Here is a 19507-nt window from a genome sequence, read left to right on the forward strand (position 1 = left end):
GAGTTCGGAGATTCCGCCGTCGCACCCTTCTCGGCAGCATTCGACAAGGCCAAGGCCACCCTCGCCGAAGCCTTCGCGATCAGGCAGCGACTCGACGACGCCATCCCGGAAACTCCCGATCAACGCCGCCAGATGCTGATCGACATCATTTCCTCGTGCGGTCGAGCCGACCAAGAACTCGAAGCTCGCGTCGAGGAGTTCGACGGGCTTCGCGACCTTCTCATCAACGCCCCCGCACGTCTCGATGCGTTGACGCAGAGTGTTGTTTCTCTCAGCGTGCGCTTGCCCGAATCCGAGGCGATTCTGACCAAATTGAAGGATCAGTTCCCCGCGCCGACGCTGGCATCTGTCGTGAACAACGTCACGATGGCCAGCGAACGCCTGACGCTCGCCGAGAAGTCGATCGAGGAAGGCCGCGATGCCACCGCGCTGCCGGCCGGTAAGCAAGGCGCTGCCGTCACCGCGATTCGCACTGCCGAAGCGGCTCTCGATCAGGCACGCAAACTGCTCGACGGCGTCGATCACGCCGCCGACGACATCCGAAACGCCATCGCGACTCTTCCGTCCGCGATGGACGACGTCCAGCAGGGCATCACTGCTGCGGACGCTTACCTGGCGCAGGGCGGGCAGAAGTTGGCGGACGCGAAGGCCGCAGCCCAGGCAGCGTTGGCGAATGCTCAGACGTCGAAGGACAGCGATCCGCTGACAGCCTTCAACCAGATCGTCGCGGCCGACGCCCAACTCGACGCGCTGCTTGCCGACGCTCAGGAGCAGAAGCAGCAGCTCGAACGTGCACAGCAGCGCCTCGCCCAGGACATTCTGGCCGCACAGGCTCAGGTGACCGCTGCAGGCGACTTCCTCGGAACCAGGCGCGGCGCGATCGGGGCGGAGGCGCGCACTCGCTACGCAGAGGCTCAGCGGCACCTGCAGGCGGCCCAGCAATTGCAGGCTTCGGATCCGTCCAAGGCACTGCAACACGCCCAGGCCGCGACCACCTTGGCGACGCACTCACTTCGCGCCGCGCAGAACGACGTCAACACCTGGGAAGCAAACCAACGACCCCGCGGTGGCGGCGGCGATGCGACGGGAGCGATCCTCGGCGGCATCCTGATCAACAGCATTCTGCGAGGTGGCGGCGGGCCCCGCTCGTACGGCGGACCGAGCAGCAGCGGACGCTCCGGTCGCGGTGGCGGCGGCGGTGGTTTCGGCGGTGGCGGCGGCGGCCGAACCAGTCGAGGCGGCGGCGGCCGGTTCTGACGGATCCCGTCGAGGTAGTAAAATCCCTACTTTGTTCACGACCGCACTCGTCGTACGCTTCATCCGGCAAGTCGGGATCACAGATCATACGAAGGTGTTATGGAAAGCGTCGCCCCGCAGATAACCGTCGTTGTACCTACATACAACGAGCGTGAGAACCTGCCAAAGCTCGTCGATCGCCTCGCCGCGTTGAAGATCCCGAACCTGCACGTCCTCGTGGTGGATGACAACTCCCCCGACGGCACGGGCGAGGTTGCGGACAAGTTGGGTATCGATGGTCCCATCCCGGTCGGAGTGCTTCACCGCACGGTCAAGGACGGACTCGGCCGTGCTTACGTCGCGGGCATGAGCCGGGCTCTGGCGGAGAACGCCGACATCGTCATTCAGATGGACGCGGATCTCTCCCATCCGTCCGAAGCGATCCCCGCCATGATCGAGATCCTCACCACTACCGATGCGGCAGTCGTTCTCGGCTCCCGTTACGTCGAAGGTGGCGCAGTTGCCGGCGACTGGCCGTGGCATCGCAAGGCTTTGTCCGCCTGGGCGAACTTCTACGTCAACGCTATTCTGCGACTGCACGTCAAGGATGCAACTGCAGGCTTCAAGGCGTGGCATGCAAAGACCTTGCGCGACATCGACGTCGAATCGGTGCAGAGCAACGGCTACGCGTTCCAGGTCGAGATGAACTACCGAGTTGTTCAGCGCGGCATGAAGATCGCCGAAACGCCAATCCGCTTCGAGGAACGCACCGAAGGTGTCTCCAAGATGAGCCTCTCGGTTCAGTTGGAGTCCGCTCTGGTGCCGTGGAAGCTCAAGTTCGGCAAGAAGTCTCTCTGACCTGCGCGGCTGATCGAAAATAATCGGCGGTCTGCGTGTCCGACGGGTAGAACGACTCAATCGCGATCTCTGCGAGCGTGACGTCGCGCGGCGTACCGAACACGGTGGTGGTGCTGAACATCGCCAATTCGGTATCGCCGGCGCGTACGCGCAACGGAACCAGCAGGGAATTCGCGCGGTCGTCGTGCCAGTCTCCGCCGCTCGGATAGGTGCGCAACTCGTCGAGCAACGACGCCAACTGCGCATCCGCACTGACCTCCACTTCCCGCGCCAACCTGGCGAGCAGGTGGGTCCGCCACTGCGCGAGGTTCACGATCCGCGGCGCCATGCCCTCGGGATGCAAACTCAAACGCAATACGTTCACCGGTGGTTCCAGGAGGAATTCAGCGGCCCCCTCGGTCAGGATTCTCACGGCCTGGTTCCCGGCGATCATCTCCCATTGCTGATCGACCACCACGGCCGGATAAGGGTCATGCGCGTCGATGATGCGATCGATGGCCTCGCTCACCGCTGACATCRGCGCTTCCGCCAACGATTTTTGCGAGTACTCCGGTGAGTGGCCACTTGCCAGCAGAAGCGCATTCTGTTGTCGTAGAGGAACATCCAGGCATTCGGACAAGTGAAGGATCATGTCCCGGCTAGGTTTGGAGCGGCCGGTTTCGATGAAGCTCAGGTGCCTGGTCGACACTCCTGCCGCTGCCGAGAGGCCCAACTGAGTGAGCCTTCGCCGCTCCCGCCACCGCTTGAGTTCGGTGCCAACGTCCATCGTCTCGAAGGTCATTCTTTCAAGTTAGCGACCCGAGGTAGCCGAGACCATGACCTCGGAGGTAATCGACCCGAAGCAGTTTCGGAGGAACAGTGGTCTCAGCCGGCGAGACCGCCGGATGTTCACCACCGGAACTGATCAAGGGAGCGACCATGAGCGACTTCGACGCAATCACCGACGCCTATATCGACATGTGGAACGAAACAGATACCACCGCCCGTAGAGCACGGATCGAGCAATTGTTCGCACCCGGCGGCCGCTACACCGATCCGCTCGCGGACGTCACCGGAAACGATCAGATCGACGCGATGATCAACGCTGTGCAGCAACAGTTTCCGGGCATGCACTTCACCCTCGTCGGGCCGGTGGACGCGCACCACCGACAGGCTCGATTCGGTTGGGCTCTCGGCCCGGCGGGGGCCGAGTCACTGATCGACGGGTTCGACGTACTCGAACGCGACGACGACGGCCGGGTGACGCTTGTCCTCGGGTTTCTCGACAAGGTACCTACGGCCTGAAGTGCGTCTACAACCGACAGCCTTCGCCACGAAGGCTGTCGGTGGTCCGTGGAATCATCGTTGCCGATGAACGCCGACGGATTTACCTGGTCCACACCGATTCCCGAGTCCGAGGGTGCTGAATACAGCGCTCACACGCTGACCGTCAACGGCCTTCCCTCCGTCTATCGAACCGCCAAGACGACGCCGACCAAGCTCGGTCAGTTCGTCACCCTGTGGCGCCGTTCCGAGGCCGGGCCCATCCGCCCATTCGACACCAGCGACGGCGTCGCGCTGTTTGTGGTGAAGGTCTGCGACGAAGAATATCTGGGTCACTTCGTCTTTCCCACCGAAACTCTCGTCGAACACGACATCGTGTCGACGAACTTCTCGGGCGGCAAGCGCGCTATCCGGGTCTATCCGCCCTGGGTCACGCCGACCAGTGTGCAAGCCGTCAGAACCCAGCGCTGGCAGAAGCAGCATTTCGGCGAGTTCCCTGATGTATTCAACTCACCTGATACGTCGCGATGATGACGCCTGTTGTCGTAGGAACACTTTCGGTGAGGGTGAACTGAGCGAGTGCAGCACCGTCGGGGAACAATCTGCGCCCGGTTCCGAGAACCAGCGGATGAATCAGCAGAGTGTAGGTGTCGACGAGACGCCGTTCGGCCAATGACGTGATCAGGTCGCCACTGCCCAGAATCACCAGATCCGGGCCATCGCTTTCCTTCAGCGCGGCGACCGCGTCGGCGGCATCGCCTTTCAACACAGTCGAGTTCTTCCACGGCAGCGGTTCACCCAAAGTCCTTGACGCGACGTACTTCTGCGTGTTGTCGAGCACCTCGGTAAACGGATTGTCCGTCTGAAACGGCCAGTACGAGGCGAAGTTCTCATAGGTTCGGCGTCCGAAGAGCAACTCTGATTTCTTCGCCATCCCCTCCCCCATTTTCTGTGCCATGACGGAATCGTTGAAGGGTGCCGCCCATCCACCGTGCTCGAATCCGCCACGACGATCTTCGTCCGGCCCGCCAGGTGCCTGCATGACACCGTCGAGAGTCACGCTGTTGGTCACGCTGAGTTTTCTCATAGCTTCGATCCTGCGCCTGAAGATCCACCATGGAAAGAGAAAACGGGCGGTCCTTCTCGAATGAGAAGAACCGCCCGTCAGCTTCGAACGAATCAGGAACCGATCAGCCGTGCAGCCAGGTAGCTTTCCACCTGATCGAGGGCGACCCGTTCCTGCGCCATGGAGTCACGCTCACGCACCGTCACAGCCTGATCTTCGAGAGTGTCGAAGTCGACCGTGATGCAGAACGGTGTGCCGATCTCGTCCTGGCGACGGTAACGACGACCGATGGCACCGGCGTCGTCGAACTCGACGTTCCAGTTCTGACGCAACTGCGCCGCAAGATCTTTTGCCTTCGGCGTCAGATCCGCATTGCGCGAGAGCGGCAGCACTGCGGCCTTGACGGGAGCGAGTCGACGATCCAGTCGCAGCACCGTGCGCTTGTCGACGCCGCCCTTGGAGTTGGGTGCCTCGTCCTCGGTGTACGCGTCGACCAGGAAGGCCATCAGCGAACGCGTGAGACCTGCCGCCGGCTCGATGACGTACGGCGTGTACCGCTCGCCCGTCGTCTGGTCGTAGTAGTTCAACTCGGTGCCTGAGTGCTTGGAGTGCGTCGAGAGATCGAAGTCGGTACGGTTCGCGATACCTTCGAGCTCGCCCCATTCGCTGCCCTGGAAGTGGAAGCGGTACTCGATGTCGGTCGTGCCCTTCGAGTAGTGCGAAAGCTTTTCCGGCGCATGCTCGTACAGCCGCAGGTTGTCCTTGTTGATGCCGAGGCCGGTGTACCAGTCCAGGCGGTAGTCGATCCAGTACTGATGCCACTGCTCGTCCTCGCCCGGCTTGACGAAGAATTCCATCTCCATCTGCTCGAACTCGCGGGTGCGGAAGATGAAGTTGCCCGGGGTGATCTCGTTACGGAAGCTCTTGCCGATCTGACCGATGCCGAACGGCGGCTTCTTACGCGAGGTGGTCAGCACGTTGGCGAAGTTCACGAAGATGCCCTGTGCGGTCTCGGGGCGCAGGTAGTGCATGCCCTCTTCGCTCTCGACAGGGCCGAGGTACGTCTTGAGCATCATGTTGAAGTCGCGCGGCTCGGTCCACTGGCCGACGGTGCCGCAATCGGGGCAACCGATGACATCCATCGAGACGTCGTCCGGGTTGTCGAGCTTCTTCTTCTCCGCGTACGCCTCCTGCAGGTGATCCTGACGGTGACGCTTGTGACAGTTGAGGCACTCGACGAGCGGGTCGTTGAAGACACCGACGTGACCGGATGCGACCCACACCTCGCGGGGCAGGATCACCGAGGAGTCGAGGCCGACGACGTCCTCGCGGCTGGTGACCATGTTGCGCCACCACTGACGCTTGATGTTCTCCTTGAGCTCGACACCCAATGGGCCGTAGTCCCATGCGGACTTGGTACCGCCGTAGATCTCACCGCACGGGTAGACCAGGCCTCGCCGCTTGGCGAGATTGACAACGGCTTCGATCTTGGACTTGGGTGCCACTCGATTGCTCTCCATCTGGGTAATAGATGCATGATTTTCGTGCGCTTTTCGCACCATCAGCCTATCTGGCGGCTGCCACGCACTTCCGTCCAAGGTTGACATGCATACTTGTGCATATCAAAATGAAAGTGATTTGCAATAATGTGGTGAGATGGCTATGCCCGGACATCATGATCTACCCCTCGAAGGAGCCTCGCTGTGAGCATTGCGGATACCGGCGATCTCCACAAAAGCCATGATCATTCCGACCTCGGACACACGCACGACCCGTTCGAAGCCGCACCCCCCGCGCCCGTGCCGCCCAAGGAAACTTTGGCGGCCGCCGGCGAAATTCTGCGGGCGCTGGCTGCACCCGTTCGCATCGCGATCGTGCTTCAGCTCCACGAGTCGGAGCGTTGCGTTCACGAACTCGTCGGCGCTCTCGGCGTCACTCAGCCACTCATCAGCCAGCATTTGCGCGTTCTCAAAGCAGCGGGCGTCGTCCGCGGCGAACGCAACGGACGAGAAGTTCTCTATCGACTCGTCGACGATCACCTCGCACACATCGTCGTCGACGCTGTCGCCCACGCCGAAGAAGGATGAGATTCCACCGCATGAACACCCCGGGCAGTACGACCTCGAAACGTGGACCGGCCACCGTCGGCGTTCGTTCCACGAAACAGCGCAGCGCCATCTCCGCCCTGCTCGACGACATCGACGAATTCAAGTCGGCACAGGAACTGCACGACGAACTGCGCAAGCGCGGTGAAGGCATCGGCCTGACCACCGTCTACCGCACGCTGCAGGCACTGTCCGACGCCGGAACCATCGACGTCCTGCGCACCGACACAGGTGAGTCCGTCTACCGACGCTGCTCCTCCGGACACCACCATCACCTGGTGTGCCGCAACTGCGGATTCACCGTCGAGGTCGAGGGCCCGACGGTCGAGCAGTGGTCACAGACCATCGCCGAGGACAACGGTTTCACCGAAGTGAGTCACACCGTCGAGATCTTCGGCACCTGCCGCGACTGCGCCGCCAGCTGACAGCGTCAGGGAATCAAACCCTGACGCGCGGTATCGGCGCCGGTCAGCGCGAGTAGCAACATCGTGGTCAGTGCCTCGTCGTCCAGTCCGGCCGCCGGGAACGTGTATCGCAGGATCACGTCCGCCAGACTGCCGTGGCCGAACACCGCGATCGAACCGAATTGGATGGTCCGGTTCCGCTCGGCCACCTTGCGATGCAGTGCCGCGCTGACCGGTCGGTCCCACGCGAGGACACACGTCATGGACAGCACGTCCAGACCCTCGGACAAATTCATCGCCTGGATCGAGCACAGCGCGCCGGAGTACTGGAAACCCAGCGAGCCGTCCGCAGCCACATCGACCGTCACGAAATGCGCCAGCGAGGCGGCCGCGCGTTCTTGAAGGCGGGCTGCTTCGTCGGTGGTGTCGGTCATGTTCTCCCCTGTCATTTGACGCCACCGAATCTACGGTCGCGTGAGGCGTATTCGACGCACGCGGCCCACAGGTCGCGGCGGTCGAAATCGGGAAACAGCTTCTCCTGGTACACCATTTCGGCGTAGGCGGATTGCCAGATCAAGAAATTGGACGTCCGCTGTTCCCCCGACGGACGCAGGAAGAGATCGACGTCGGGCATGTCGGGTTCGTCGAGGTACTTGGCAACCGTCGCCTCGGTGATCTTGTCCGGATTGATCTCACCGGCCGCGACACGCTTCGCGATTTCSTTTACCGCATCGGCAATTTCGGCCCGCCCGCCGTAATTCACACACATGGTCAAGTTCATGACTGTGTTGTTCTTGGTCAGTTCTTCGGCGATCTCGAGTTCCTTGATCACACTGGCCCACAGGCGCGGCTTACGACCGGCCCAGCGAACACGCACACCCATTTCGTTCATCTCGTCGCGTCGGCGGCGGATGACGTCACGGTTGAAGCCCATCAGGAATCGAACCTCGTCGGGACTGCGCTTCCAGTTCTCGGTGGAGAAGGCGTAGGCGGAGAGCCACTCGACACCCATCTCGATGCAACCGCAGACGGTATCCATCAGGACAGCTTCACCGCGTTCGTGCCCGGCGGTTCGCGGCAGACCGCGCTCCTGCGCCCACCGTCCGTTGCCGTCCATCACCAACGCGACGTGGCGCGGGATGAGTTCGGTTTGCAGGATCGGCGGGGTCGCCCCGGACGGATGTGGGTCCGGTGGCCGGATCACCCGTTCAGCAGCAGGATCAAGCGGAGTTCGCGGTTCGCGTCGTCGAATCACGGGTTCCATCCTGCCTCACGGGCAAGTCGACCTCGACGGCTGCATGCGGCCTCGAACGCTCGATCAGCGGCAACGTCCGCAATTGACGCTCGAGATGCCACTGCAGGTGTGCCGCGACCAGTCCGCTGGCTTGCGTCCGCAGCGTCGCGGGCGCCGAATCGGTGCCCTCCCACTCCCCTCGGAGCAGGGCTTCCATCAAGTCGAGCACTCCGGGCGACGGCGTCGCAGCACCCGCCGGGCGGCAGTAGGTACAGACGGCTCCGCCTGCGGCGACATGAAATGCACGGTGCGGTCCCGGAGCGCTGCAGCGGGCGCACTCTTCGAGGGCAGGCGCCCAACCCGCGTACCCCATGGCTCGCAACAAGAACGCGTCGAGCACGAACTCGACCGGCCGCGCCTGCTCGGCGATCGCACGCAGTGCTCCCACCGTCAATCGCTGGAGCTGCGGGGCCGGCGCGCGTTCCTCGCCGGCCAACCGCTCGGCAGTTTCGAGTACGGCGCAGGCCGTGGTGTACCGGCTGTAGTCGTCGACGATGTCAGTGGCGAAGGCATCGACCGTCTGCACCTGAGTGATGATGTCGAGATTCTTGCCCGGAAGTAGTTGCACGTCGATGTGAGCAAACGGTTCGAGTCTGGCACCGAATTTGGAGGTGGTCCGGCGGACACCTTTGGCCACGGCACGTACCAACCCGAACTGACGGGTGAGCAACGTGACGATGTGGTCGGCTTCGCCCAGTTTGTGCAGGCGCAGCACCACCGCCGTGTCTCGATACAACCTCACTCGACCAGTGTCCCACGTTGTACCGACGACCGATCCCGATGCCGCGCCCGATGACAAGTCGGAAATACGGCGGGTCCGTCCGGATAGACTGGCCCGATGCCGAGCGACGCAATTGCGCAACCTGTCACTGCAGAGTTGACCGGTCGCGAAGCGCGGTGGGAGCGACACAACTCCGAGCGTCAGAAACGGATACTCACCTCGGCTGTCGAACTGATCGAAGAGCGCGCGGCAGGTGCCGAGGTGTCCGTCCAGCAGATCGCCGACCGTGCCGGCCTCGCCAAGTCGGTGGTGTACCGACAATTCAGCGGCCGAGACGACCTCGATCGACGAGTCCGAGCGTTTGTGCTCGGCCAATTTGCGGCGGCCCTGGATGCGTCGATGAGCATTTCGGTAGGCACTCTCGACCAGATCCTGACCCGAACCATCAGCGCCGTCGCCGAGTGGATCACCGAGCATCCGCGGATTCACGAGTTCATGGGTACCGGCCCCACCGACTACGACGACGAGAGCATCGACGCGATCAGCAGCTTGAAGGCGACAATCGCCGACTCGGCCCGCACCACTATCACCGAAGTCGGTCGATCCGTGGGGATCGACTCCTCACCCTTCGATTCACTACCGTTCGCGGTGGTGACAATGGTCGAGGGCACGCTCACCCACTGGGTCCGAAGCACCGATCCGAAACCGAGCCGCGAAGAGATCGTCGCCGACCTCGCGAAATACACCTGGTACATGTTCGACGGCGTTGCACGCTCGAGCGGGCTACAGATCGATCCCCATGTCGAATTGTCCACGCTCATAGCCGAGCTGGTGTCCTCCGACGGAGGAACTTCGCGGCCGGACTAGTTCCGGGTCTTGTCGGAACGCTTCGGCTCGCCGCGGTAGCGGGCGTAGTCGCCGTCGATGCGCAGCTTTCGCCACGCACGCTTCGACACCGGATTCATCAATCCGAGTTCGTCTGCCAGGGCTCGCATTTCACCGAAGTAGTTACCCAGGATGCGGCGTGAATGTGGGCTCCCCCAGAAGGCGCTCTTCATCACCTCGTCCGGGATTCCGAATTCTTCGGCGAATTCCTTTGGCGGTGACATGATTTCGCCCGCAAGCCAACGCATCGTGCCGGGGAAGGCGACCGATGTGATGGCTCGACTCGTACGACTGAGTCTGGGGACGTGATTGCGCAGGAACTCGTGAGCAAACGAGATGTGTCTCGCTTCTTCGGCGATGTGAATCTCCATGGTGCGGAGCATGGCCGGCGGCGTGTCCTTACCCTCGCGGATGAGATCCTTCTGGAAGTGGTCGATCGGTTCTTCACCAGCCAGAATGCCGATGAAGAAGATGACCGGGAACTTTGCTCCCAGCACTCCGATGATCGGCGACAGCCGCCGGAACATCGGACGCATACCCGGTACGTCGATGTCCATACGATTGACGAGCTCTTGGAACATCTGGATGTGATTGCACTCTTCGGTCATCTCGTGCAGGCAGTACCGGAACTCAGGCGACTGGTTGGGGAGCGCCATGATGTATTGCAGCATTCCCCGGATCAAGATGCTCTCGAATGCCGAACCCACCTTGGTCACATTCGCCTGACGCCACATTCCCATGGCGATTCGACGCTCCAACGACTGGTCCTGGTACCACTGCGTCGCTCCGAGCGGATCCGACACGGATGAGAGCACCCACCTCGGATCATGCGGATCGATCGCGAACTCTGGTGAATCCCAGTCGATGTCGAGATAGGGATCGAAACTGCGGGCAACTGAGCCCTCGGACAAAGTCTGCAGTACCTGGCGGTACGGCTTTTCCACTTCGATCGACGCTGACCGAGCCATCGGTGTCTCCTCACGGCCAGTCCGCCGATTGGAGTCGACGGACTTGAATGAGGTCAAACATAATGGGACACCGCGTCCCACGCAACCCCTTCAGGGGCCTGATTTCAGGCCCGCCGCACCGGGATGATCTCGCGAACCTTCTCGTCTCGGAGATACAGACCCGCCCACATGACGATTCCGGTGTAGACGGCAAACAATGTCGTGCTCAGCAGAGGCTGTTCCGCTCGAAGGTTGGTCAACACGGCTCCGCCCAGGTAACCGGTGAGCAGAATCGCGCCGAGTATCGACGTTCGCGGAATCACGTACAGCGCAAGGCAGATCAGTTGCACCACCCCGGCCGTCAATGCCAGCGAGTCCGGCAACCCAAGTTCGGCGGAGGCGTCCTTGACGGTCTGAAGGTTGAGAATGTGAATGATGCCGTCGAAGAGCATGAAAACGACGAACAGCCCACTCAGGACGTATCCGACCTTGCGAGCCGTGGCCGAAGGTGTCGTCGTCGTGGCGTTACCGGAAACAGTTTCGTTGTGGACGGGCTGGGTGGTCATCGGAATCTCCTGGGGCGAAGGCGAGCGGCCGGTTGCCACTTCGCTTGCAATTACGACTCCCGAGCGATCGAAAACTCATCGCGCCGGCCGTTACTACACACCCGGCGTTCGGGACGATTCACCTCACGTGGTCTGATGGACGGTGACACGGGGTGCCGAAAAAGTCGGCTGAGATCAGACCCGATGAACCTGACCAGTTAGCACTGGCGGAGGGATGTCGACATGACCGAACAGCAATTTCAGCGCGCATTGAACCTCGACGAGCAGATCGTTCTGATCACCGGTGGCGCCCGCGGGCTCGGCGCCGCACTGAGCCGAGCATTCTCCCGCTCGGGCGCCCGCGTAATCGTGAACTACAACAAGAGCCGCGATGCCGCCGAGGCCCTGGTCGCCGAACTGGGTGAGGATCGCACCTTCGCAGTCCAGGCGGACGTGACGGACCGCAGTTCCGTCGACCAGTTGTTCTCCGCTGCACGCGAGAGATTCGACGCACCGATCTCGACCGTGGTCGACAATGCACTGGTCGACTTCTCGTTCAACGGCGATGCCCGGCCGAACGCGGACACGATCACCTGGGCCGACTTCGACTCTCAACTACGCGGAGCTGTTGCCGGAACACTCAATACCACCCAGGCAGCGCTACCAGGCATGCGCGAACTCGGCTTCGGCCGAATCATCACTGTCGGAACCAATCTGGTCCAGAATCCGGTAGTTCCTTACCACGACTACACCGCTGCCAAGGCCGCACTGTTGGCACTGACACGGACGCTGTCCGCCGACCTCGGTCCGGACGGGATCACAGTCAACATGGTCTCCGGCGGCTTGCTCCGCACCACCGATGCGAGTGCCGCGACACCGGAAGCCGTGTTCGACATGATCGCGGCAAGCACTCCCCTGCGCCGAGTCACGACGCCGGACGAATTTGCCGACGCTGCACTCTTTTTCGCCTCCCCATGGTCGCGGGCCGTGACCGGCCAGAATCTGGTTGTCGACGGCGGACTCGTCAAGAACTGATGGGCGCACAGCTACGGATAGGTGCGTTCCTGCTCGGTTGCGGGCATCACAGTGCGGCGTGGCGACACCGCGACTCACCGGTCGAAAGTCTCGGTGACATCACGTATTACGAGTCGCTCGCCCAGATCGCCGAACGCGGCAAGCTGGACGCCGTTTTCTTCGCTGACGGTCACAGTGTTCGAGAACCCGAGTCTGGTGCGTCGTGGTTTCTCGAACCGATCACCGCGTTGACAGCCATGGCACGAGCGACGGCGAACGTCGGCCTGGTCACCACCATCTCCACGACCTTTCACACGCCATTCCACGCGGCACGACTTTTGGCATCGCTCGACCACATCAGCGGCGGACGGGCCGGATGGAACGTCGTGACCTCGATGTTCGACCAGGAAGCGCGCAACCACGGACTCGAGGCGATGCCCGATCACGCATCCCGATATGAACGAGCCGACGAATTTGTCGAAGTGGCCCTCGCATTGTGGGATTCGTGGTCGGAAGACGCGCTGATCCTTGACCGGGCGGGACGTTTTGCCGACGCAGGCAAGATTTCTCGCATCGATCACGACGGCAAGCATTTTCGTGTCGACGGCCCGTTGACGGTTCCTCGATCCCCGCAGGGCAGACCGGTTTTGTTTCAGGCCGGGGCGTCCGAGCAGGGTCGCGATCTGGCTGCGCAGCGCGCCGAGGCGATCTATTCGGTTGCCTACGACCTGCCCAGCGCGCAGAGCTACTACGCGGACGTGAAGTCGAGAATCGAGCGCGCCGGCCGGGATTCGAACTCGGTCGCCGTCATGCCGGGGCTGGTCACCTACGTCGGAAGTACTGTCGCCGAGGCACGGGCCAAGAAGGCCGAACTTGATCGCCTGCTGCCCACCGAACAGTCGATACGCCAACTCTCGTTGTTCACCGGACAGGATTGCGAGGACTGGGATCTCGACGGGCCCGTGCCCCCGTTGCCTCCACTCGAAGCATTCAGCGGGCCGCAAGGACGCTACGCAACTATCCTGCGGATCGTCGAGAAGGACGCACCGACTGTGCGGGAACTCCTCGGGACGCTCGCTGCGGGTGGTGGCCACGCAACGATGATCGGAACACCGGAGTCGATTGCCGACGAGATGGAATCCTGGTTGAACTGCCGCGGTGCCGACGGTTTCAATCTGATGCCGCCGACCTATCCGCAGGGCCTGGAAGATTTTGTCGATCACGTGATTCCAGTGCTGCAGGCGCGTGGGTTGTTCCGACGCGAATACGAGGGAGCGACTCTGAGAGAAAACCTCACCTAGTCCGGCAGTAGCGGCACCGACAGGTCCGGATCGCGTCCCAGGAGCACTCCCCTCGTGAGAGCCGCTGAGCCGAACTTCTTCCGGACGCTGTCCATCGCCGAGTCGAGGGCGGCAGTGTCCGGACCCGCGAATCCTGGACCGTCGAAGGGCAATTCGAGTTGTTCGGCGCGGTCCCGATCCAGGTTGGAGACAGCGACACCGATCAACGTGATGCCCTTGTCCGCGATCATCGGTATCGCTTCGTCCAGCAGCACCATCGAGGCGTTCAGCAATTCCGCTGTGTCGGCGGTGGACCGGCGCAGCGTGTGAGATCGAGTTGCCCGCGTGAAATCCGCGAAGCGAAGCCGGAGCGTGACCGTGCGCCCCGTCCGCTGCGCCGAACGCATGCGTCGACTGACACGATCGACAAGGGACATCAACGACGCATCGAGTTCTGCGCGGGAATGGGATCCGCGACCAAGCGCATGCTGAGCACCCATCGAACTGCGGCCATGATAGGCGCGGACGGGGCGCGGATCTCGATTGTGCGAGAGCGCGTAGAGATGGCGACCGGCGCCGCCCCCGAGAATCGAGACGATCGAGGATTCGTCGTGCCGAGCGATGTCACCCACCGTCACGATGTCGAAGTTTCGCAACTTCTGGGCCGTGATCTTGCCGACGCCCCACAGCTTCTCGACCGGCAACGGATGCAGGAATTCGGTCTCGCCCTCCGGCGGCACTCGCAGCAATCCGTCGGGTTTCGCGAATGCACTCGCGACCTTGGCCAGGAACTTGGTGCGTGCGATCCCGACCGTGATCGGTAGTCCGACCTGCTCGGCCAGGTCGCGTCTGAGGTTGGCCCCGATCTGCAGCGGGTTTCCCACGATTTTGGCCAGCCCGCCGACCTCGAGAAAGGCCTCGTCTATGGAGATTCCTTCGACCAGCGGCGACGTGTCGTGAAAGACGTCGAACACGTCCTTGCTCGCCTGCGAGTACGCCGACATTCGCGGGGGAACGACGATTGCCTGGGGACACAGTGATCGAGCCTGACCACCACTCATCGCAGTTCGAACCCCGAATGCCTTGGCCTCGTAGCTTGCCGCCAGGACCACGCCACCACCGACGATGACCGGTCTGCCCGCCAGAGTCGGGTCGTCACGTTGCTCGACCGATGCGTAGAACGAATCGAGGTCCGCATGGAGGATCGTTGCGTCACCCGTAAGTCGACCACCCCCAGGATGATTACCGCCAGAACGGGCACCGCCAGGGTGATTACCTGGCGTTTCTCGATCCAGCGGTTCATGCGACACGAACATATGTTCCCATGCGCCACCGACACAACGAAAGGCCGCAAATAGATTCCATGGAATTAATCACGAATCGGGCGTACGGTGAAAGAATGATTCCACGGAATGCATATCGGTTCGGGGTCTGCTCATGACGGGGTCGGACCTGAGCGGTCACTTCGACAACCTCGTCCGCTTCGAAACCGAACTGTGGACGGCCGTCGACCAGCGACTACGAATCGAGCACGACCTGCCACTGAGTCGATTCGAGCCGATGCAGATCATCGACAGGCTAGGTTCCTGTCGGGTCTTCGACATTGCCGAAGCCCTCGCGATCACCGTCGGTGGCACGAGCAAATTGGTAGATCGGATCGAGTCCTCGGGGCACTGCCGTCGACAATCCAATCCCGCCGACAAACGATCCTCACTCATCGCGTTGACCCCCGACGGCATTGGCCTCTTGCAGCGGGCGAAGTCCACGTTCGACGACGAACTGGCACGCCGTCTCGGTTCCGTGCTGACGCCCGAGGCTCTCGATCGGTTCGGCGCCACACTGGCCACGCTGCGCGAAGCCAACCGTCGACTGACACTCATCACCAAGGAGAAAGCATGACCGACACAATGCGCGCAATCGTGCTCGACGCCCCCGGCCCGCCAGAAGCATTGACGATCAAGGAGATTCCCATACCGGCGCCTACCACCGGCTGGGTACTGGTCCGCGTGAAGGCCTTCGGCCTCAATCGATCCGAACTGCACACCAGGCTCGGCCTCGCCGAAGGCGTGACGTTCCCGAGGGTGCTGGGCATCGAGGCCGTCGGCGAAGTGGTGAACTGCCCCGGCGGGGAGTTGACCGAAGGGCAGCAGGTCGCCGCCATGATGGGCGGGATGGGTCGGGTCTTCGACGGCGGATATGCCGAGTACACGTGCGTTCCCGTCAGCCAAGTCGTTCCCTTCTCCAGCAAACTGGACTGGTCGACAGTGGGAGCTGTTCCCGAGATGCTGCAGACGTCGTACGGCTCGCTGACGGTGGGACTGGATGCGAAATCCGGTCAATCCCTACTGATTCGAGGCGGAACCTCCTCGGTCGGCATGGCAACCGCAGTCCTGGCGAAGCAGTGGGGGCTCACGGTCCTTGCGACCACCCGCGATGCGAGCAAGACGTCATCGTTGACCGCGATCGGGGTCGACCACGTTGTCCTCGACGACGGTGCCGTGGCAGGCCAGGTGCGAGACATTTTCCCGGACGGTGTTGATCTGGCTCTCGAATTAGTCGGAACACCAACACTTCCCGACACGTTGCGCGCCACTCGCGTTCACGGGACCGTGTGTTTCACGGGCATGTTGTCCAACGAGTGGACAGTCAAGGACTTCTATCCGATCGACTACATTCCACGCGGAGTGCGATTGACCTCGTACGGCGGGGACGCGTCCGACCTGCCTGCCGACGTACTGCAAGACTTCCTCTCCGCTGTCGCGTCAGGCGAGGCGGTGGTACCGATCGACGAGGTGTTCGCATTCGAGGACATCGCGCAAGCGCATGCCAAGATGGAGGCCGGTACGGCTCGTGGCAAATTGGTGGTGATGATCTGACCTGGTTTCTCACACCTGGTTTCTCACACCACGAATCGATAACCCATCCCCGCCTCGGTGATCAGATGCTTGGGGTTGGCCGGGTCGTCCTCGAGCTTGCGACGAAGTTGAGCCAGGTAGACACGCAGATAGTGAGTCTCGGTGTCGTAAGCCGGTCCCCACACCTCCCGAAGCAATTCCTTCTGCCCGACCAGCTTTCCGCGGTTGCGCACAAGCATCTCGAGCATGCCCCACTCGGTCGGAGTCAGGTGCACCTGTTCACCGCGCCGACTCACCGTTTTGGCAGCCAAGTCCACCGTGAACGACGCGGTCTCGACCGACGGTTCCGAGGTATCGGCCGCCGAGGTTCCACGCCTCGCCGCTGCGCGCACGCGGGCCAGAAACTCGTCCATCCCGAAGGGCTTGGTGACGTAATCGTCGGCACCGGCATCGAGGGCCTCGACCTTGTCCGCGGAGTCGGTGCGCGCCGACAGCACGATGACCGGCGCCGTGCACCAGCCACGCAGGCCTGCAAGTACTTCGGTGCCGTCCATGTCCGGCAGTCCGAGATCGAGAATCACCACGTCCGGCGGCCGTTCCGCTGCAGCGCGCAAGGCCCCTGCTCCGGTGGACGCCGTCACCACGTCATATCCACGCACAGTGAGGTTGATGCGTAGTGCCCGCAAGATCTGCGGTTCGTCGTCGACAACCAGTATCCGGCTCATGACTCGCTTCCATTCGTTCCTGCACCGGCCAGTTCGACCATCATCGTCAACCCACCGCCCGGAGTGTCGGTGGCACTGACCGTTCCGCCCATCGCGTCGACAAATCCGCGCACCACGGACAACCCGAGTCCGACGCCGCCCGTGTTGTCGCGATCCCCCATTCGCTGAAACGGCTCGAACATCGATTCGGCTTCACCACGGGGTACACCGGGGCCGGTATCTGCGACGGTGATGACGGTGCGGTCTCCGACGCGTGCTGCTCCCACTCGCACCGGTGTTGTGCCGCCGTACCGCAATGCGTTGTCGACGAGGTTGGCGATCACTCTCTCGAGCAAACCCTGGTCGGCTTGCACGGCAACAGTACCCACGTCGACGATCACACTGTGGGACCGGGAGTCCGACCGGCCGCCGATGCCTAATCCAAGCAACGCCCGGTGAACAACTTCGTCGAGGTACACCGCCCGCAACGTCGGCTTGACCACTCCCGCAGCCAGTCTGGACGAATCAAGAAGGTTGCCGACCAGCGCGGTCAACTGATCCGCAGACTCCTCGATGGTGGCCAGTAGTTCTGCCGTGTCCTCAGGTGAGAACTCGATGTCGTCGCTGCGCAAGCTCGACACAGCAGCCTTCACGCCGGCAAGCGGTGTCCGAAGGTCATGGCTCACAGCCGAAAGCAATGCTCGGCGCAGTTGATCAGCCTCGGTCAATGCAGCCGCCTTGCTCGCTTCGACCGTGAGCTTGTCCTGACGGATCATGCCGACCGCCTGGTGCGCGACAACGGTCAACACCCGACGATCACGCGCACTCAACTCCGGCCCCGACAGCATCAGTGCGTATTCGCCGTCGTTTACCTCGCATACGGAATCCGCGTCAGCTTCACGTGCCGGCGGTTCTGCACCCACGGCCGCGACTACGCCATCCTCATGATGCACCACCGAAACCCCACGTTGACGGTAGATTTCACGAGCTTTCTCGAGCAGCGTGGACAGGTCAGCACCGCGGAGAACCGACCCCGCAAACAGTGTCAGAAGTTCCGCTTCCTCCGAAGCGCGCTTCGCTTCCCGAGCTTTTTTGGCGGCAGCGTCCACCAGAAMGGCCACTGCCACAGCCACTATCAGCAGCACCACCGTCGTGATGAAGTTGTCGGGTTCGGCGATCGTGAAGCTGTACCTCGGGTCGGTGAAGAAGTAATTGAGCAGCAGTCCCGATAACAGAGCAGACAGCATTGCCGGCCCGACACCACCGAGCAGCGCGACCAGAACCACCACCACGAAGAACAACGCATTTTCGCCCTGCACGCCGGAGATCCGGTCGATCAGACCCATGAGTCCGGCTGCGGCCGTCGGAACCACCACTGCCGCAATCCACGACAGCAAGCGGTACTCGGATCGGCCGAACAACGAGATCCGCCGACGGACGGTCGTTTCCTCATGGGTGACCATGTGAACGTCGATGCCGCCGGACTGCTGAACCACCGCGGCGCCGATCCCCTCGTCGAGGATGCGCGCCAGCCGAGAACGTCGAGACGTTCCCAGAACCAACTGTGTGGCGTTCTCCTCGCGGGCGAATTCGAGAAGCGTCGACGGTACGTCGTCACCGACAACGGTGTGAAGCGTGGCGCCGACCCCGACGGCCAACGCGCGCACCTTGCCCATCTCCGGAGCCGAGACGCCGGTGAGTCCGTCACCGCGCACGACGTGGACCACCATCAGCTCGGCACTCGATTTCGACGCGATACGGGATGCGCGTCGTACCAGCGTTTCCGACTCCGGTCCCCCGGTCACGGCAACGACGACACGCTCGCGCGCCTCCCAGGTATCGGTGATCTTGTTCTCGGCCCGGTACTTCGCCAGGGCGGCGTCCACCTGATCGGCCACCCACAGCAGAGCCAGTTCGCGTAGCGCCGTGAGGTTTCCGCGTCTGAAGTAGTTACCCAATGCCGCATCGACACGCTCCGGCGAATACACGTTGCCGTGAGAAAGTCTGCGGCGCAGCGCCTCCGGAGTGATGTCGACCAGCTCGACCTGCGCCGCACTACGCACTATCGCGTCCGGAACCGTCTCCTGCTGAACCACGCCGGTGATGTGCGCGACAACGTCGTTGAGGCTTTCGAGGTGTTGCACGTTGACCGTGGACAGGACGTCGATCCCGGCTTCGAGCAGTTCCTGTACGTCCTGCCAGCGCTTGTGATTCTCACTCCCCGGCGTGTTGGTGTGTGCCAACTCGTCCACGAGGACAAGGGCCGGCCGCCGAGCCAACACGGCCTCGACGTCCAGTTCCGGCATCCGTGTTCCGCGATAGTCCACCAG

21 protein-coding genes, 1 pseudogene and 1 riboswitch are annotated in these 19507 nt (G+C 62.4%); of the genes and pseudogenes, 11 read left to right on the plus strand and 11 right to left on the minus strand.

The genetic code is table 11. From position 1 onward, the window contains the following. Both AC1DWA_RS31285 and AC1DWA_RS31290 read left to right on the plus strand, forming a co-directional pair. Positions 1–1257, plus strand: a pseudogene (locus AC1DWA_RS31285) (TPM domain-containing protein); the annotation flags it as partial. A 99-nt stretch (positions 1258–1356) separates the two neighbouring features. Next, on the plus strand, positions 1357–2094 hold the full coding sequence (locus tag AC1DWA_RS31290) for a polyprenol monophosphomannose synthase (RefSeq protein ID WP_003944487.1): 738 nt from the start codon (positions 1357–1359) through the stop codon (positions 2092–2094). On the opposite strand, the gene AC1DWA_RS31295 is transcribed toward AC1DWA_RS31290, so the two are convergent. Next, positions 2069–2875 (minus strand): helix-turn-helix domain-containing protein, encoded by an 807-nt coding sequence (locus AC1DWA_RS31295; RefSeq protein WP_477917474.1) that lies wholly within the window; start codon positions 2873–2875, stop codon positions 2069–2071. The two genes, AC1DWA_RS31290 and AC1DWA_RS31295, sit on opposite strands and share 26 nt — an antisense overlap. A 137-nt stretch (positions 2876–3012) precedes the next feature. On the opposite strand from AC1DWA_RS31295, the gene AC1DWA_RS31300 reads away from it, so the two are divergent. Together AC1DWA_RS31300 and AC1DWA_RS31305 are read left to right on the plus strand one after the other, a co-directional pair. Next, entirely contained in the window at positions 3013–3378 is a 366-nt protein-coding gene (locus tag AC1DWA_RS31300) for a nuclear transport factor 2 family protein (protein WP_477847007.1), read from the plus strand. 48 nt (positions 3379–3426) lie between these two features. Further along, positions 3427–3888: a MepB family protein gene (locus AC1DWA_RS31305; protein ID WP_477847009.1), complete on the plus strand. Its 462-nt coding sequence runs from the start codon at positions 3427–3429 to the stop codon at positions 3886–3888. Here the strand turns inward: AC1DWA_RS31305 and AC1DWA_RS31310 are convergent. Further along, entirely contained in the window at positions 3863–4444 is a 582-nt protein-coding gene (locus tag AC1DWA_RS31310) for a dihydrofolate reductase family protein (RefSeq protein WP_019748997.1), read from the minus strand. The genes AC1DWA_RS31305 and AC1DWA_RS31310 overlap by 26 nt on opposite strands. A 92-nt stretch (positions 4445–4536) precedes the next feature. Then, positions 4537–5928 (minus strand): glycine--tRNA ligase, encoded by a 1392-nt coding sequence (locus tag AC1DWA_RS31315; protein WP_003944491.1) that lies wholly within the window; start codon positions 5926–5928, stop codon positions 4537–4539. A 198-nt stretch (positions 5929–6126) separates the two neighbouring features. Between AC1DWA_RS31315 and AC1DWA_RS31320 the strand changes: the two genes are divergently transcribed. Both AC1DWA_RS31320 and AC1DWA_RS31325 read left to right on the plus strand, forming a co-directional pair. Continuing rightward, complete coding sequence (locus AC1DWA_RS31320; RefSeq protein ID WP_003944457.1) at positions 6127–6510, plus strand: ArsR/SmtB family transcription factor; 384 nt, start codon at positions 6127–6129, stop codon at positions 6508–6510. Between the two features lie 11 nt (positions 6511–6521). Further along, positions 6522–6953, plus strand: coding sequence for a Fur family transcriptional regulator (locus AC1DWA_RS31325; protein ID WP_020908177.1), 432 nt, complete (start codon positions 6522–6524; stop codon positions 6951–6953). Positions 6954–6958: 5 nt separating this feature from the next. On the opposite strand, the gene AC1DWA_RS31330 is transcribed toward AC1DWA_RS31325, so the two are convergent. Genes AC1DWA_RS31330 through recO form a run of 3 tightly spaced genes read right to left on the minus strand, consistent with a single transcriptional unit; the run spans position 6959 to position 8968 of the window. Further along, positions 6959–7381, minus strand: coding sequence for a YbjN domain-containing protein (locus AC1DWA_RS31330; protein WP_019749000.1), 423 nt, complete (start codon positions 7379–7381; stop codon positions 6959–6961). Continuing rightward, a complete protein-coding gene (locus tag AC1DWA_RS31335) occupies positions 7378–8196 on the minus strand; it encodes an isoprenyl transferase (protein WP_477917476.1) in 819 nt (272 codons plus the stop codon). Before AC1DWA_RS31335 ends, AC1DWA_RS31330 begins: the two co-directional genes overlap by 4 nt. After that, complete coding sequence (gene recO / locus AC1DWA_RS31340) at positions 8153–8968, minus strand: DNA repair protein RecO (RefSeq protein ID WP_029255636.1); 816 nt, start codon at positions 8966–8968, stop codon at positions 8153–8155. Before recO ends, AC1DWA_RS31335 begins: the two co-directional genes overlap by 44 nt. A 96-nt stretch (positions 8969–9064) precedes the next feature. On the opposite strand from recO, the gene AC1DWA_RS31345 reads away from it, so the two are divergent. Beyond that, entirely contained in the window at positions 9065–9814 is a 750-nt protein-coding gene (locus tag AC1DWA_RS31345; RefSeq protein WP_007731095.1) for a TetR/AcrR family transcriptional regulator, read from the plus strand. Here AC1DWA_RS31345 and AC1DWA_RS31350 read toward each other — a convergent pair. After that, positions 9811–10800, minus strand: a complete 990-nt coding sequence (locus tag AC1DWA_RS31350) for an AurF N-oxygenase family protein (protein ID WP_070797107.1) — start codon at positions 10798–10800, stop codon at positions 9811–9813. The genes AC1DWA_RS31345 and AC1DWA_RS31350 overlap by 4 nt on opposite strands. Before the next feature lie 104 nt (positions 10801–10904). After that, a complete protein-coding gene (locus AC1DWA_RS31355; protein WP_020908179.1) occupies positions 10905–11345 on the minus strand; it encodes a DoxX family protein in 441 nt (146 codons plus the stop codon). Positions 11346–11483: 138 nt separating this feature from the next. Continuing rightward, positions 11484–11577, plus strand: a riboswitch (TPP riboswitch). A gap of 17 nt (positions 11578–11594) precedes the next feature. On the opposite strand from AC1DWA_RS31355, the gene AC1DWA_RS31360 reads away from it, so the two are divergent. After that, entirely contained in the window at positions 11595–12359 is a 765-nt protein-coding gene (locus AC1DWA_RS31360; RefSeq protein ID WP_046379952.1) for a 3-oxoacyl-ACP reductase, read from the plus strand. Further along, on the plus strand, positions 12359–13639 hold the full coding sequence (locus tag AC1DWA_RS31365; protein ID WP_477847014.1) for an LLM class flavin-dependent oxidoreductase: 1281 nt from the start codon (positions 12359–12361) through the stop codon (positions 13637–13639). The genes AC1DWA_RS31360 and AC1DWA_RS31365 overlap by 1 nt, the downstream gene beginning before the upstream one ends. On the opposite strand, the gene dinB is transcribed toward AC1DWA_RS31365, so the two are convergent. Continuing rightward, a complete protein-coding gene (gene dinB / locus AC1DWA_RS31370; RefSeq protein ID WP_477847016.1) occupies positions 13636–14934 on the minus strand; it encodes a DNA polymerase IV in 1299 nt (432 codons plus the stop codon). The two genes, AC1DWA_RS31365 and dinB, sit on opposite strands and share 4 nt — an antisense overlap. Before the next feature lie 121 nt (positions 14935–15055). Between dinB and AC1DWA_RS31375 the strand changes: the two genes are divergently transcribed. Both AC1DWA_RS31375 and AC1DWA_RS31380 read left to right on the plus strand, forming a co-directional pair. Continuing rightward, positions 15056–15517, plus strand: a complete 462-nt coding sequence (locus AC1DWA_RS31375) for a MarR family winged helix-turn-helix transcriptional regulator (protein WP_046378750.1) — start codon at positions 15056–15058, stop codon at positions 15515–15517. Continuing rightward, positions 15514–16494: a zinc-binding alcohol dehydrogenase family protein gene (locus tag AC1DWA_RS31380; RefSeq protein WP_127159995.1), complete on the plus strand. Its 981-nt coding sequence runs from the start codon at positions 15514–15516 to the stop codon at positions 16492–16494. Before AC1DWA_RS31375 ends, AC1DWA_RS31380 begins: the two co-directional genes overlap by 4 nt. Before the next feature lie 23 nt (positions 16495–16517). Here the strand turns inward: AC1DWA_RS31380 and AC1DWA_RS31385 are convergent, their stop codons facing one another. Then, entirely contained in the window at positions 16518–17198 is a 681-nt protein-coding gene (locus AC1DWA_RS31385; RefSeq protein ID WP_019749011.1) for a response regulator, read from the minus strand. Further along, positions 17195–19507: sensor histidine kinase (locus AC1DWA_RS31390; RefSeq protein ID WP_477917479.1), on the minus strand; the 2313-nt coding region annotated here is incomplete at its 5' end. The genes AC1DWA_RS31385 and AC1DWA_RS31390, both read right to left, overlap by 4 nt.

It is taken from the genome of Rhodococcus sp. P4_F3_2, assembly GCF_056401335.1.